The organism is Micromonospora sp. WMMC250 (assembly GCF_027460215.1).
Lineage (GTDB): Bacteria > Actinomycetota > Actinomycetes > Mycobacteriales > Micromonosporaceae > Micromonospora > Micromonospora taraxaci.
The window spans coordinates 6,363,915-6,376,457 of record NZ_JAPZBJ010000002.1; the positions used below are offsets into that span (position 1 = coordinate 6,363,915).

General features: G+C 72.2%; 15 protein-coding genes. 10 read left to right on the forward strand and 5 right to left on the reverse strand.

Annotated elements, in window-relative coordinates; all coding sequences use genetic code 11:
- The first annotated feature begins 3 nt into the window (after positions 1-3).
- Positions 4-453: a GNAT family N-acetyltransferase gene (locus tag O3438_RS28920; protein ID WP_269682745.1), complete on the forward strand. Its 450-nt coding sequence runs from the start codon at positions 4-6 to the stop codon at positions 451-453.
- 15 nt (positions 454-468) lie between these two features.
- On the opposite strand, the gene O3438_RS28925 is transcribed toward O3438_RS28920, so the two are convergent.
- Positions 469-1,128: a DUF6766 family protein gene (locus O3438_RS28925; protein ID WP_269682746.1), complete on the reverse strand. Its 660-nt coding sequence runs from the start codon at positions 1,126-1,128 to the stop codon at positions 469-471.
- Between the two features lie 63 nt (positions 1,129-1,191).
- On the reverse strand, positions 1,192-1,683 hold the full coding sequence (locus tag O3438_RS28930) for a DUF4383 domain-containing protein (protein WP_269682747.1): 492 nt from the start codon (positions 1,681-1,683) through the stop codon (positions 1,192-1,194).
- A 230-nt stretch (positions 1,684-1,913) separates the two neighbouring features.
- Here O3438_RS28930 and O3438_RS28935 point away from each other — a divergent pair, with 230 nt between their 5' ends.
- From O3438_RS28935 to O3438_RS28945, 3 genes are read left to right on the forward strand one after another with little or no spacing between them, the layout of a single operon-like run.
- The gene (locus tag O3438_RS28935) at positions 1,914-2,735 is read left to right on the forward strand and encodes a hypothetical protein (RefSeq protein WP_269682748.1); all 822 of its coding nucleotides are present in this window, start codon (positions 1,914-1,916) and stop codon (positions 2,733-2,735) included.
- Positions 2,736-2,766: 31 nt separating this feature from the next.
- Entirely contained in the window at positions 2,767-3,234 is a 468-nt protein-coding gene (locus O3438_RS28940) for a phage holin family protein (protein WP_269682749.1), read from the forward strand.
- Positions 3,231-3,881 carry a DUF3618 domain-containing protein gene (locus O3438_RS28945; protein WP_269682750.1) on the forward strand — a complete coding sequence of 217 codons (651 nt, stop codon included), beginning with the start codon at positions 3,231-3,233 and terminating at the stop codon, positions 3,879-3,881. The genes O3438_RS28940 and O3438_RS28945 overlap by 4 nt, the downstream gene beginning before the upstream one ends.
- 62 nt (positions 3,882-3,943) lie before the next feature.
- Here O3438_RS28945 and O3438_RS28950 read toward each other — a convergent pair whose 3' ends face one another.
- On the reverse strand, positions 3,944-4,909 hold the full coding sequence (locus O3438_RS28950) for a glycosyltransferase (RefSeq protein ID WP_269682751.1): 966 nt from the start codon (positions 4,907-4,909) through the stop codon (positions 3,944-3,946).
- 76 nt (positions 4,910-4,985) lie between these two features.
- Positions 4,986-6,233: a cytochrome P450 gene (locus tag O3438_RS28955; RefSeq protein ID WP_269682752.1), complete on the reverse strand. Its 1,248-nt coding sequence runs from the start codon at positions 6,231-6,233 to the stop codon at positions 4,986-4,988.
- Positions 6,234-6,374: 141 nt separating this feature from the next.
- Between O3438_RS28955 and O3438_RS28960 the strand changes: the two genes are divergently transcribed.
- Entirely contained in the window at positions 6,375-6,782 is a 408-nt protein-coding gene (locus tag O3438_RS28960; protein WP_269682753.1) for a hypothetical protein, read from the forward strand.
- Between the two features lie 90 nt (positions 6,783-6,872).
- On the opposite strand, the gene O3438_RS28965 is transcribed toward O3438_RS28960, so the two are convergent.
- Positions 6,873-7,091: a DUF397 domain-containing protein gene (locus O3438_RS28965; RefSeq protein WP_030491749.1), complete on the reverse strand. Its 219-nt coding sequence runs from the start codon at positions 7,089-7,091 to the stop codon at positions 6,873-6,875.
- A 69-nt stretch (positions 7,092-7,160) separates the two neighbouring features.
- Between O3438_RS28965 and pepN the strand changes: the two genes are divergently transcribed.
- The 5 genes from pepN to O3438_RS28990 all read left to right on the forward strand — a co-directional run bounded on the left by pepN (position 7,161) and on the right by O3438_RS28990 (position 12,453).
- A complete protein-coding gene (gene pepN, locus O3438_RS28970) occupies positions 7,161-9,677 on the forward strand; it encodes an aminopeptidase N (RefSeq protein ID WP_269682754.1) in 2,517 nt (838 codons plus the stop codon).
- A 108-nt stretch (positions 9,678-9,785) separates the two neighbouring features.
- On the forward strand, positions 9,786-10,382 hold the full coding sequence (gene nadD / locus O3438_RS28975; RefSeq protein WP_269682755.1) for a nicotinate-nucleotide adenylyltransferase: 597 nt from the start codon (positions 9,786-9,788) through the stop codon (positions 10,380-10,382).
- A gap of 110 nt (positions 10,383-10,492) precedes the next feature.
- Positions 10,493-10,900, forward strand: coding sequence for a ribosome silencing factor (gene rsfS / locus O3438_RS28980; RefSeq protein ID WP_269682756.1), 408 nt, complete (start codon positions 10,493-10,495; stop codon positions 10,898-10,900).
- A complete protein-coding gene (locus O3438_RS28985; protein ID WP_269682757.1) occupies positions 10,897-11,526 on the forward strand; it encodes a histidine phosphatase family protein in 630 nt (209 codons plus the stop codon). The genes rsfS and O3438_RS28985 overlap by 4 nt, the downstream gene beginning before the upstream one ends.
- 72 nt (positions 11,527-11,598) lie before the next feature.
- Positions 11,599-12,453, forward strand: a complete 855-nt coding sequence (locus tag O3438_RS28990; protein ID WP_269682758.1) for a DegV family protein — start codon at positions 11,599-11,601, stop codon at positions 12,451-12,453.
- Positions 12,454-12,543 lie beyond the last annotated feature (90 nt).

Below are 12,543 nucleotides of genomic sequence, written 5' to 3' on the forward strand. Positions count from 1 at the left end.
GTGATGCTGATCGAGTCCCGGCCTGCCACCGATCCGGAGATCGCCGCCCTCGTCGTCGCGCAGCAGCGTGAGCTGCGCGAGGCCGACGGCGGGTTGGACGGGCAGGTCTTCGTGCCGCACGACGACGTCCGCTACCTGGCGGTGGTGGTCAACGGTCGGGCGGTCGCCTGCGGGGGGCTCCAAGCGCTCGACGCCGAGACCGGCGAGGTCAAGCGGATGTACGTCCGGCCCGCGTACCGGGGGCGGGGCATCGCCCGCCAGTTGCTGGCCGCGCTGGAGGAGTGCGCGTTCCGGCAGGGGCATTCGGTGGTCTGCCTGGAGACCGGCACCTACCTGCCGGCGGCCATCGGGTTGTACACCTCGTGCGGCTACGACCCGATCCCGGTGTACGGCGAGTACGTGGACAACCCGTACAGCGTCTGTTTCGCCAAGCGTCTGCCGGTCGCGGCCTGACCGCCGGGTCTCCGCTCAGGCGCCGGTGCTGGCGTGCTCGACGGTCACCGGCTTCGACTCCGGCGAGCCGTGTTGGCGCAGCACGATGCTCAGCAGGATGAGCGCGCCGACGGCGAGGAACTCGCTCTGCCAGTTCTGCATGGACTGGAACCAGAAGTCGCTGGTGCCCAGGAACTCCCACACCCCGATCGGCGGTGCGCCGCTCTGTAGTGCCTGCTCCTGGTTGTACGCGGCGGTGCCGCCGAGCAGGTGACCGACGAACGAGCCGGCGAAGATCAGCAGCAGGGCGAGGGAGAGGCTGTTGCGGTAGACCACCAGCGGCAGGCCACCGACGCGTACCGGCCACGGTGACTGCGGGGTGGCCCGGCGCTCGTCGTCCTGCGGCCGGTCGTTCTGGTCCACCGGCTTCGACTCGGCCGAGCCCCGCTGCACCAGGTACGCGGTGAGCAGCACGTACCCGCCCATCTGGAGGAACTCGGACTCCCAGTTCTCGAAGACGGCTTCGACGAAGTGCCCGCTGGTCAGGTACGCCGGCCAGCTCAGCGGCGCGGCCCCGAACCCGGTCAACTCCTCGTTGTGGGTCTGCCACCCGAAGACGCTCTGCAGCACGAGGAAGACCAGGAACGCGCCGATCATGGCGACGGCCAGCGCGTTGTCGCGGAGCCAGCGAGGCATGTCGTACCTCCTTCGCTGGCCGATTACCCCTGCCGGCGTGACCGCGAAACCCGTAGCGCCAGGTCAGTGGCGGTCGGCGGGGCTGTCGAGACGGCCGCCGGTGCCGGCGTGGTTCGACAGCAGCAGCCCGAGCGCGAGCATCCCGAAGCCGAGCGCCAGGTGCAGCCAGTTGTCGGCGTCGTTGACCGGCAGGATGTTCGCCCCGCCCTCCGGGTTGACGGCCTCGATCACCAGCCCGTAGAGCCAGAGTGCCAGGTAGATCGCACCGCCGGCGGCCAGGAACACGCGGGCGCCGGCGACGCTGCGGGCCAGCGCCAGGCCGGCCAGCCCGAAGATCAGGTGCACCGCGTTGTGCAGGATCGACACCTGGAACAGCCCGAGCAGCTTGGCGTGCGAGTGGTGCCCGCCGAACCTCAGGTCGCCGTAGTCGGTGGTGATGCCGGGGATGAAGCCGAGGACGCCGATCAGCAGGAAGACGCCGGCGACGGCCAACGCGGCCACCTGGACCCGGGGCCGGGGGGCAGCCGCTCGGCCACCTCGCGCGTCTCGTGCCATCGCTGCCCCCTCCGTGGATCTGCCAGCCTCGCGAACCTCGCTGTCCGCAGCGGCGTGGTGACGCAGCCCGACGATCCTCCATTTTGAAGTCGATCCGGCCGGCCGCGCAGAGGAATGCATGAAGAGGTATGGAAGCCGAAACGCAGGGTAGGTGAATGGTCAGCGGTCGTGGCGACGCGATCGCATCCCCCCAGTACAACCGCTACGACTTTCCGAGCGGAAGGGAAATCATGTCTTACGAAGTTTCACCTACGTCTTCCACGTACGGGCAGGAGTCGGCCAACGGCGGTGGCGTCCGCGAACAGGCGCGCCAGGTTGGTTCCGAGGCCGCGCACGCCGGCGGCGCTGTCGCACAGACCGCCAAGGAGCAGGGCACCGAGGTCGGCCGTGAGGCGGCCCGGCAGGCCCGCAACCTGTACGGCGAGGCCCGCACCCAGCTCGCCAGCCAGACCGGTGAGCAGCAGCGCAAGGCCGCCGGCGGGCTGCGTTCACTGGCCGACGAGATGCGCTCGATGGCCGAGCAGGGTGGCCAGGCCGGCCCGGTGACCGAGCTGGCCCGCCAGGCCGCTGACCGGGTGCACGGTGTGGCCGGCTGGCTGGAGGAGCGCGAGCCCGGTGACCTGATCACCGAGGTCCGCGACTACGCACGGCGCAACCCGGGCACCTTCCTGGTCGGCGCGGCGGTCCTCGGTGTGCTCGCCGGCCGACTGACCCGCAGCATCTCCGCCGCCGGCGACGACTCCGGCAACGGATCCTCGACCTTCCGGGGTGCCGGGGCGTACGACCCGGAGCAGACCGCCGTGATCCCGACGCCACCCCCGGCGCCGCGCACCACGCCGGACGCGGTCCCGCAGGGCGGTTACACCGCCCCGACGTCCGGTGGCTACGCCGACACGGCTCCGGGCGGCTACACCGACCCGACGCCGGGCAGCTACGCCGAGCCCACCCGGGGCGACTACCCGCAGCACTCCGGCACCGGCCAGCCGCTGCCGCCGGTGACCCAGACCGACCCGCTGCCGGGCGTGCCGTCCACCGGCAGCCCTCGTCCGTGAGCCACCGAGTCATCCGAAGGGAGGCGACGGCATGACCATGCCGACGCAGGGGCCCGGACCGGGCTCCGGCTACCACCCCGACGCGGGTGCCCCGCACACCGCCGACGAGGTGCGCAACAGCTCGTTGGGTGACCTGATGCGTCAGGTCACCACCGACCTGTCGACGCTGATGCGCCAGGAGGTCGAACTGGCCAAGGCGGAGATCCGCCAGGAGGGCAAGAAGGCCGGCAAGGCCGCCGGGCTCTTCGGCGGCGCCGGCTTCGGCGGCTACATGGTGGCGCTCTTCGTGTCCATCGCCGTGTGGCAGTTCCTGGACAACGTCATGGACTCCGGCCTGGCCGCGCTGATCGTGGCCGTGATCTGGGCCGCGGTCGCCGCCGTCCTCTACTCCATGGCCAAGAAGAACGCCCAGCACGTACGCGGGCTCAAGAAGACCAACGACAGCGTGCAGCGGATCCCCGACGCGCTCAAGCCACACCCGGAGGGAGTCACCCGATGAGCACCGATCCCGATCAGATCCGCCGGGAGATCGAAGCCACCCGTAACAGCCTCAGCTCCGACGTGGACGCGTTGGCGTACAAGGTCAGCCCGAGCCGCATCGTCGACGACCGCAAGCAGCGGGCCCGTTCCGCTCTGCAGAATGTGAGGGACAAGGTCATGGGAACCGCGTCTGACCTCGGCCACGGCACCGGCCACGCCGCCCACTCGGTGGGCGACCGCGCCTCGTCGGCGGCCTCCAGCGTCAGTGACGCCGCGCAGTCGGCGGCTGCCACGGTCAGCGACGCCGCCCACAGCGCCCCGCGGGTGATCCGGCAGAAGTCCCAGGGCAACCCCCTCGCCGCCGGTCTGATCGCGTTCGGCGTCGGCTGGCTGGCCTCGTCGCTGATCCCGGCCTCCCGCCGTGAGCAGCAGGCCGCGACCCAGCTCAAGGAGCGGGTCAGCGAGCACAGTGGCGCGGTGACGGAGAAGCTGAGCGCGGTGGCGAACGAGCTCAAGGAAGAGCTGCGCGAGCCGGCCCAGCAGGCTGCCGAGTCGGTGAAGTCCACCGCTCAGGACGCGGTGCACGCGGTCAAGGACGACACGAGGACCGCCGCGCACGACGTCAAGGACCAGGCCCAGCAGGCCCGGCACCAGGTCAGCCCCTGAATCGGGCCGATCACCGTTGCGACAGCTCGCGGCCACCCCGGTGACCGCGAGCTGTCGTGCTGTCAGGGGCTCGGACGCCGCCCCTGGTGGGCGCGCAGGGCGCGGGTCCGGTGGGTGGCCATGCGGATCCGACCGTCGCCGTACCGGACGCCGCCGAGCAGGAACCGCTGGGCGACGGCGAGCCAGCCGCACACCCCGCGTTCCAGCAGCCAGACCGGCGCCGCCAGCACCGTCGTCGGAGGGAAGACCGCGCTGCCGCCCGCGCGGCGGCGACCCGCCTCGGCGAGGGCGACGGCGCCGGCCGCCGCGCCGAGCACCAGCGCGGGTCGCCGGGCCGCGACCGCCGCGGCCAGTGCCGGCAGGACCGCGAGCGCGGCCAGCAGACGCGCCGGCTGGGCCAGGTCGTCGTACGCCTGACGGACCCGTTGGCTTCGGAAGTGCGCGGCGTCCGGAGGCAACCGGCGTACGTACAGCCAGGCCGGCGTCGCCTCGGTGCGGTCGTACGCGCGCATCGTGCGGATCAGTTCCAGGTTCTCGAAGAGCACGTCCGGGTCGTACCCACCGACGGCGAGGAACGTGCTGCGCCGCACGGCGAGGGTCCCCGGGTAGTCCGCGCCGAGGGCCCGGTTGAGCAGCGTCCGACCGGTGTCCCACCAGGCGTGCCAGGGCAGCGGGTCGAAGTAGTTCTGCGGTCGGACCAGGTCGACCTCGTCGAGCAGGAGGTGTACGGCGGTCAGCCCGGCCTCGTCGTACCGGACGTCGTCGTCGGCGATCACCACGTGTTCGTGGTCCGCCGCGCGGACGCCGGTGCGGACGCCGAGCACCTTCCCGTTGAGCCCTGAGCCCGTGGTGTCGGGTGGGAGGTGTCGGACCAGCCCCGCCCAGGCGTCGGCGTGCCGGGCGAAGAGGTCCGGCGCCGAGCCGTCGACCACGAGCACGTCGACGCGGTCGGCCAGCCAGCGCAGGTAGTCGGTCAACTCGGCCAAGCCGCTGTCGGAGTGCCAGCGCAGCGGCAGCACGTACGTCATCGGCAGGCGGACCGGCGGAGCCGGCCCCCGTCGTACCTCTGCACGCCGTGGTTGATCGCGCACGGGCGTCGTCCGATCAGTCGGTGCGGCGGATGTTGGTGATGGTCAGGCCGAGGGACGGCAGCGCCGGCATCCGGCGCAGGTCCAGGGTCAGGTCCTGGACCGGTACGTCGTAGCGCATGGTGGTGGTCAGGTTGGCGACCGCCCGTTTCATCAGGTCGATGGTGATCCACTCACCGGCGCATCGGTGCCCGGCCCAGTGGTCGCCGCCGCCTTGCGGGATCAGCGCGAACGGGTCCACGCGTCGTCCGGCGAACCGTTCCGGACGGAACAACTCCGGTTCCGGCCAGAGCGTCGGGTGGTGGTTGGTGCCGTACAGGTCGAGCAGCACCCGACGGCCGGCGGGGAAGTGGTGGCCCTGCCATTCGAAGGAGCGTCGGACCCGGGCCGCCGCCATGGGGAAGAACGGGTAGTAGCGGCGTACCTCCTGGACGAACTGCTCGGTGGCCTCGTCGTCGTCGCGGACCCGGCCCGACCAGCCCGGATGGTCGTGCAGGGCGAGTGCGGCGAAGGTCATGTACTGGTCGACGGCGACCACCGGGCGCAGCAGGTTCAAAAGCTCCACCGCCGCGATCCGGCGGGGGAGCAGGTTGCCCCGCCCGTCCCGGTGTTCGGCGATCACTGCCAGGGCGCTGCCGGCCGGGGCCGGAGCGAGACCGGTCCGGGTCCGTTCGACCAGGGCGGCGAGCCGGCGTTCGGCGCGGCGACGGGCGAGCCGTCCCCGCCAGTGCCGGGGCCCGGCCAGCGCCGGTGCCTCGATCATGGCGTGCAGCTCGACGGCGCGGTCCGCGACCTGCGAGGCGGGCAGCGGCGCCCCGACCCAGGCGTACACCACCCGGGTCAGTAGTCGGCCCAGTTCGTCGTAGAGCGACACCGGCCCGGCGGCCTCCCAGGCGGGGATCCGGGACCGCCACTCGTCGTCGAAGAGCTGACCGAGCTGCCGGATGGCGGCCGGCGTCATGATCGACATGAACATGGCCTTGCGGCCGGCGTGTTCCGTTCCGTCGAGTCCCTGCACACCACCCCGACCGGTGAGGGTCCGCTGCACCCGCAGTGGCATGGCGGTGGCGCGTTGGAAGCGTTCGGTGTCGTAGAACAACTCGGTCGCCGGCCGGCCGCGGAGGCAGATGGTCGGGGCGAGCAGGATCCGGGTCCGGAACACGTCGCTGTCGTAGCGCTCACAGCGTTCGCCGATGAAGCGGTAGCCGGCGCGGAGCAGCGCGAGGGTGCTGTCCGGGCTGCGGTCGGCCGGCATGTTCGCCATCGGGTCTCCTCACACGGGGTCCGGCCGGCTGTCTACCCCGGTCGCCGCAGCTGAATCCCCGCGTGGACGGCACACCGGCTGGCCCCTCCCAGGGGCGGCGGAACCTGGTTTGCTGCTGGTGGGGCAACCACGGGAGGGCGGATGCGCGACAACACATCACCGCACTGGCGGCAGCGGAGGGCGCTCGGGGCGCTGGGCGGGAGCCGTGACGGGCGGTCACTGATCGGGCCGCCCCGGCGGCCCAGCCGGCCACGCCGGTTCTTCACCGTGCACCTGGGCTTCACCGCGCCCGACGCGGCCGAGGCCCGCGAACTGGCGGTGGCGTACGCGGAGGCGCTGAGCCTGCTCCGCGCGGAGGTCGCCCTCGGTGCGGCGGCCCTGTCACCGGCGGACGCCTGGCAGCGGGCCGAGCGGCTGTTCTGCGGTGCGTTCGGCCCGGACGGCGAGCGCTGCGTCGACGTCGCCGACCATCCTGGCTTCCACCACGCCCCCGGTCCGGGCGGCCTCGGCTGGGGCGACGGCGACGGCCCCGGCCGGGCCGATGGTTGACCACCGGCCCCGGCCGACCGTTCCGGTGGGGGAGAGTTCCGTGCCGGCGCCCCGACGGCGGGCACCGGCACAGCACACCGGCCGGCGCGTTCAGTCCAGGTCGAACTCGCCGTCCTGGGCGCCGGCCACGAATGCGTCCCACTCGGCCTGGGTGAAGACCAGCACCGGTCCCTCCGGCTCCGCCGAGTTGCGCATCCCGATCAGATCGTCGACGAAGGCGACCTCAACGGCGCTGTCGGAGGTGTCCCCCTCGGCCCGCTGCCAGACCGCCCGCGAGAGGTCGAAGTCGCCCTTGGGGTGCTGCGCCATGGTTCTTTCCTCCAGTGCCGAGGGTCGTGTGGTGACCGGGTGCCGATCCCCATCGGGCAGGATAAGCGGATGCCGAGCCTGACCCGTGTAGAGGCGACCGCGCGTGGCGCGGCGATTACTGTCGAGTCCTATCAGGTGGACCTCGACCTGACCGGCGGCGCGGAGCTGTTCCGGTCCCGCGTGGAGATCCGGTTCCGGGCGACCCCCGGCACCGCGACCTTCGCCGAGGTCAAGCCCACCACCCTGCTGGGTGTACGCCTCAACGACCGCGACTTGGACCCCGGCCTGCTCGCCGACAACCGGCTGCCGCTCGACGACCTCGACGCGCAGAACACGCTCGTCGTCGAGGCGGAGATGGCGTATTCCAAGACCGGGGAGGGGATGCACCGCTTCGTCGACCCGGCCGACGGCGAGACCTACCTCTACGCGGTGTCGTTCCTCGACAACGTGCAGCGCATCTTCGCCGCGTTCGACCAGCCTGACCTCAAGGCCCCGTTCACCCTCTCGGTGACCGCGCCACCGGAGTGGACGGTCTCCGGCAATGCCGAGGTGGCCGCCAACCCGGCTCCCGGGCGCTGGGAGTTCGCCCCGAGCGCGCCGCTCGCGACGTACTTCTTCTCGCTCATCGCGGGGCCGTGGCACGTCCGGCGGGCCGAGCACGACGGTGTGCCACTGGGCATCTACTGCCGCCGGTCGCAGGCCGCGCACCTGGACGCCGACGCCGACGAGATCTTCACCGTCACCCGGCAGTGCCTGGACCGGTTCCACGAGCTCTTCACCGAGCGCTACCCGTTCGGCAAGTACGATCAGGCGTTCGTGCCCGAGTTCAACGCCGGCGCGATGGAAAATCCGGGCATCGTCACCTTCCGCGACGACTACATCTTCCGCTCCGCGGTCACCGACACCCAGCGCGAGCAGCGGGCCAGCACCATCGCCCACGAGATGGCCCACATGTGGTTCGGTGACCTGGTCACCATGCGCTGGTGGGACGACCTGTGGTTGAACGAGTCCTTCGCGGAGTACCTGGGCACCCGCGTCACCGCCGAGGCGACCCGTTTCGACCAGGCGTGGACCACCTTCGCGATGCGCCGCAAGGCGTGGGGTTACGCCGCCGACCAGCGCCCCTCCACCCACCCGATCGCCCCGGAGGAGGTCGCCGACGCCGACGAGGGCCTGCTCAACTTCGACGGCATCTCGTACGCCAAGGGGGCCAGCGTGCTGCGGCAGCTGGTCGCGTGGCTCGGCGACGAGGCGTTCCTGGCCGGCCTCAACGCGCACTTCGCCGCGCACCGCTTCGGCAACGCCACCCTCGACGACCTGCTGGCCAGCCTCACCAGCGCCAGCGGGCGGGACCTCTCCGGCTGGGCCGAGCTGTGGTTGCGTCGGCCGCAGGTCAACACGTTGCGCGCCGAGGTCGCCGTGGACGCCGACGGCCGCTACACCGAGGTGGCGGTGGTGCAGACCGCGCCCGAGTCGCACCCGGTGCGGCGTCCGCACCGCATCGGGGTGGGCCGCTACTCGGCGGACGGCAGCGTCCTGCGCGACGAGGTGGACATCGACCCGGCCGTCGACGGTGATCGGACCGTGCTGGGTCAGCTGGAGGGCCTGCCGGCGGCCCGGCTGCTGCTGCTCAACGACGGTGACCTCACCTTCGCCAAGGTGCGCCTCGACCCGGCGTCGGCGGAGGCCGTTCCGCTGGTGCTGCCCGCTCTGAACGACCCGCTGGCCAGGGCTGTGCTGTGGGGCGAGGCACTGGACGCGGCTACCGACGGGGAGCGGCCGGTCGCCGGCCTGGTCGACCTGATGGTCGCCGCGCTGCCCGCCGAGACCGAGGTGATCATCGCGGAGGACGTGCTGACTCTCAGCCGGTCGCTCGTCGACCGCTACCTCGACCCGCTGACCCGGTCGGCGGCGCTGGCCCGGGTCGCCGAGGCGTGCCAGCGCCTGCTCGACGGCGCACCGGCCGGAGAGTCGTTGCAGCTCGCCGCCGCACGGGGCTGGATCGCCGCGACCACCGACGACGACCTGCTCGTCGGCTGGCTGGCCGGGCGGGGCGTGCCGGCCGGCCTGAAGGTCGACGCGGAGCTGCGCTGGGCGGTGCTGCGCCGGCTGGTGGTGCTGGGCGCCGCCGGCGAGGCGGAGATCGCCATCGAGGCAGCCGCCGACGTCAGCGCCACGGGTGCGGAACGGGCCGCCCACTGCCGGGCAGCCCTGCCCGACCCGGCGGCGAAGCAGGCTGCCTGGGAGATCATCGTGCGGGACACCGACCTGTCCAACCGGCTGTTGGAGGCGACAGCCGAGGGGTTCTGGCAACCCGAACAGGCCGAGCTGACCGCCGCGTACGCCGACAGGTACTTCGCGGAGATGCCGGCCGCCGCGAGTCGGCGTACCCCCTGGACGGCCGACCGGGTGGCGGCCCTGGCGTTCCCCCGCTACGCCGTGGCGCAGCCGACCCGGGAGGCGGCCGCGGCGTTGCTGGCCCGCGACGACCTGACCCCCGGCCTGCGCCGGGTGGTGACCGACGCCGACGACGACCTGCGCCGCGCGCTCGTCGCCCGGACGGCGGTGGCGGCCGCGTCGGCATGAGAGCCGTCGGGTGTGGGGTGGCCGACGAGCCACCCCACACCCACCGCCCTGACCGGAACTGCCCCGGGCCGCAACAGCACGCTCACGCGTTCGGCCTACGATCACGGGGTGGAGGAAGATATCCGGCGGATCGGGATCATGGGTGGCACCTTCGACCCGATCCACCACGGGCACCTCGTCGCGGCCAGCGAGGTGGCCGACCGGTTCGGCCTGGACGAGGTGGTCTTCGTCCCGACCGGGCAGCCGTGGCAGAAGGCCGACGAACCGGTGAGCCCCGCCGAGGACCGGTACCTGATGACCGTCATCGCGACCGCCTCCAACCCCCGCTTCCAGGTCAGCCGGGTCGACATCGACCGCAGTGGGCCGACGTACACGGTCGACACCCTGCGCGACCTCCAGGCCGAGTACGGCCCCAAGGTGCAGCTGTTCTTCATCACCGGAGCGGACGCCCTGCAACGCATCCTGTCCTGGAAGGACCTGGACGAGATCTTCGAGTTGGCCCACTTCGTCGGTGTGACCCGGCCCGGGTTCGCGTTGACCGACAAGCACCTTCCGGCGGACACCGTCAGTCTGATCCAGGTGCCGGCGATGTCCATCTCGTCGACCGACTGCCGCGCTCGGGTCGCCCGGGGTGAACCGGTCTGGTACCTGGTCCCCGACGGTGTGGTGCAGTACATCGCCAAGCGGAGCCTCTATCAGCGCTGAACCCGCCCGGTATGCCCCTGTTACTGCCTGAAACCGACCAGAACTGCCCGGTCGGTCCGCCGACGGGTGTGAGACGCTTGGAGGATCGCACGCCTGATCGAAGGAGAACGGTGACAGTTTCCGAACGCGCTCACGAGCTGGCTATCGCGGCCGCCCAGGCCGCCGCCGACAAGAAGGCGCAGGACATCACGATCATCGACGTCGGCGACCAGCTCGCCATCACCGACGCGTTCGTGCTCGCCGCCGCCCCCAACGAGCGTCAGGTGCTGGCCATCGTCGACGCCATCGAGGAAAGCCTGCTGGAGCTTCCGGACAAGGCGAAGCCGGTACGGCGCGAGGGCGAGCGCGGTGGCCGTTGGGTGCTGCTCGACTACGTCGACATCGTGGTGCACGTCCAGCACACCGAGGAGCGCGAGTTCTACGCCCTCGACCGGCTCTGGAAGGACTGCCCCACCATCCCGTTCGTCGACCGCGACCTGGTCGAGGCCGACGCCAGCGGGTCCGCCGCAGCCGAATGACCAAGCTGATCGTCTGGCGGCACGGCAACACCGACTGGAACGCCGCCAACCGGGTCCAGGGGCAGACCGACGTACCCCTGAACGAGCTGGGTCGCGACCAGGCCCGCGCCGCCGCGCCGTTGCTCGCGGCGCTGCGGCCCGACGCCATCGTCTCCAGTGACCTGGGCCGCGCCGCGGAGACCGCCGCCGCGCTGGTCGCGCTGACCGGCCTGCCGGTGCGCACCGACGCACGGCTGCGCGAGCGGCACTTCGGCCAGTGGCAGGGGCTGCACCTCACCGAGGTCGCCGAGCGCTTCCCCGATGAGTACGCCCGCTGGCAGGCCGGCGACCCCGCTCCCGGGGTCGACGTGGAACCGTTGCCCGACCTCGGGGAACGGGTCGCCGCAGCGCTGCTGGAGGCCGCCCACGCGGCACCGGGCGGCACCGTGGTGATCGCCACCCACGGCGGGGCCTCCCGGCAGGGCGTCGGTCACCTCCTCGGCTGGGACGCGACAGTGCTGCGTGCCGTCGGTTCGCTCGCCAACTGCCACTGGACCGAGCTGCGCCACGACGACGTCCGGGGTTGGCAGTTGCGGGCGCACAACGTCGGCCTGATCACCGCCCCGGTCACCGTCGACGCGGTCTGAGCACGACCCTCGCCCCGGCCGGGCGCCATCGCGCTTCGTCGTTCGGCGTCCCGATCGGCTAGCGTGCCGGGCATGCCCGTCGCGGTCGTCATCGACTCCACCGCCTACCTCCCGCCCGAGCTGGTGCACGCGCACCGGCTGACCGTCGTGCCGTTGACAGTCGTCCTCAACGGTGCGGAGGGGTTGGAGGGGGTGGAGACCCAGCCGGCCGACGCCACACTGGCGTTGAGCGCCCGCCGGGTCACCGCGACGACCTCCCGGCCGGCGCCGGAACAGTTCGCCAGGACGTACCGCCGTCTGTTGGACGACGGCGCCGACGGGATCGTCTCGGTGCACATCTCCGCCGCCCTGTCCGGCACCGTCGAGGCAGCCCGCCTGGCCGCCGCCGACCTCGACGGCCGCGTCGAGGTCGTGGACAGTCGCTCGACCGGCATGGGTCTCGGCTTCCCGGCCATCGCGGCCGCCACCGCCGCCGAAGCCGGCGTCGACCTCGCCGGTGTACGCGACGCCGCGCTCGCCGCCGTCGCCCGTACCACCGTCTGGTTCTACGTCGACACGCTCGAGTTCCTCCGCCGAGGCGGCCGGATCAACGCGGCCGAGGCGCTGCTCGGGACCGCCCTCTCCGTCAAGCCGATCATGCACATGCCGGACGGGGCGATCGTGCTGCGGGAGAAGGTCCGCACCGCCAGCCGCGGAGTGGCCCGGCTCGTCGACCTGGCCGTCGAGGCGGCCGGGGACGACGACGTCGACCTCGGGGTGCACCACCTGGCCGCGCCGCAGCGAGCCGAGGCGTTGCTCGTCGCGCTGACCGGGCGGTTCGGTGACCGGCTGCACGACACGTACGTCTCCGAGGCCGGCGCGGTCGTCGCCGCCCACGCCGGCCCGGGTCTGGCCTGTGTGGTCGTCCATCGTCGTCCGGCCGACTGACCGGCTGGCCCCGCCGTGTTAGCCTCCGTGCGCGCCCCAGATGGGCCTACCCCCCGGAGGTTCTGGCTACTTCAGCCACCACGCCGAGAT

Excerpts from the sequence above, each read along its gene's own strand:
- O3438_RS28920 (WP_269682745.1), top strand. The coding sequence starts at position 4 with ATGCTGATCGAGTCCCGGCCTGCCACCGATCCGGAGATCGCCGCCCTC.
- O3438_RS28950 (WP_269682751.1), bottom strand. The coding sequence starts at position 4,909 with ATGACGTACGTGCTGCCGCTGCGCTGGCACTCCGACAGCGGCTTGGCC.
- pepN (WP_269682754.1), top strand. The coding sequence starts at position 7,161 with ATGCCGAGCCTGACCCGTGTAGAGGCGACCGCGCGTGGCGCGGCGATT.
- O3438_RS28930 (WP_269682747.1), bottom strand. The coding sequence starts at position 1,683 with ATGGCACGAGACGCGCGAGGTGGCCGAGCGGCTGCCCCCCGGCCCCGG.
- O3438_RS28940 (WP_269682749.1), top strand. The coding sequence starts at position 2,767 with ATGACCATGCCGACGCAGGGGCCCGGACCGGGCTCCGGCTACCACCCC.
- O3438_RS28945 (WP_269682750.1), top strand. The coding sequence starts at position 3,231 with ATGAGCACCGATCCCGATCAGATCCGCCGGGAGATCGAAGCCACCCGT.
- O3438_RS28955 (WP_269682752.1), bottom strand. The coding sequence starts at position 6,233 with ATGGCGAACATGCCGGCCGACCGCAGCCCGGACAGCACCCTCGCGCTG.
- O3438_RS28965 (WP_030491749.1), bottom strand. The coding sequence starts at position 7,091 with ATGGCGCAGCACCCCAAGGGCGACTTCGACCTCTCGCGGGCGGTCTGG.
- O3438_RS28935 (WP_269682748.1), top strand. The coding sequence starts at position 1,914 with ATGTCTTACGAAGTTTCACCTACGTCTTCCACGTACGGGCAGGAGTCG.
- O3438_RS28990 (WP_269682758.1), top strand. The coding sequence starts at position 11,599 with ATGCCCGTCGCGGTCGTCATCGACTCCACCGCCTACCTCCCGCCCGAG.
- O3438_RS28925 (WP_269682746.1), bottom strand. The coding sequence starts at position 1,128 with ATGCCTCGCTGGCTCCGCGACAACGCGCTGGCCGTCGCCATGATCGGC.
- O3438_RS28960 (WP_269682753.1), top strand. The coding sequence starts at position 6,375 with ATGCGCGACAACACATCACCGCACTGGCGGCAGCGGAGGGCGCTCGGG.
- O3438_RS28985 (WP_269682757.1), top strand. The coding sequence starts at position 10,897 with ATGACCAAGCTGATCGTCTGGCGGCACGGCAACACCGACTGGAACGCC.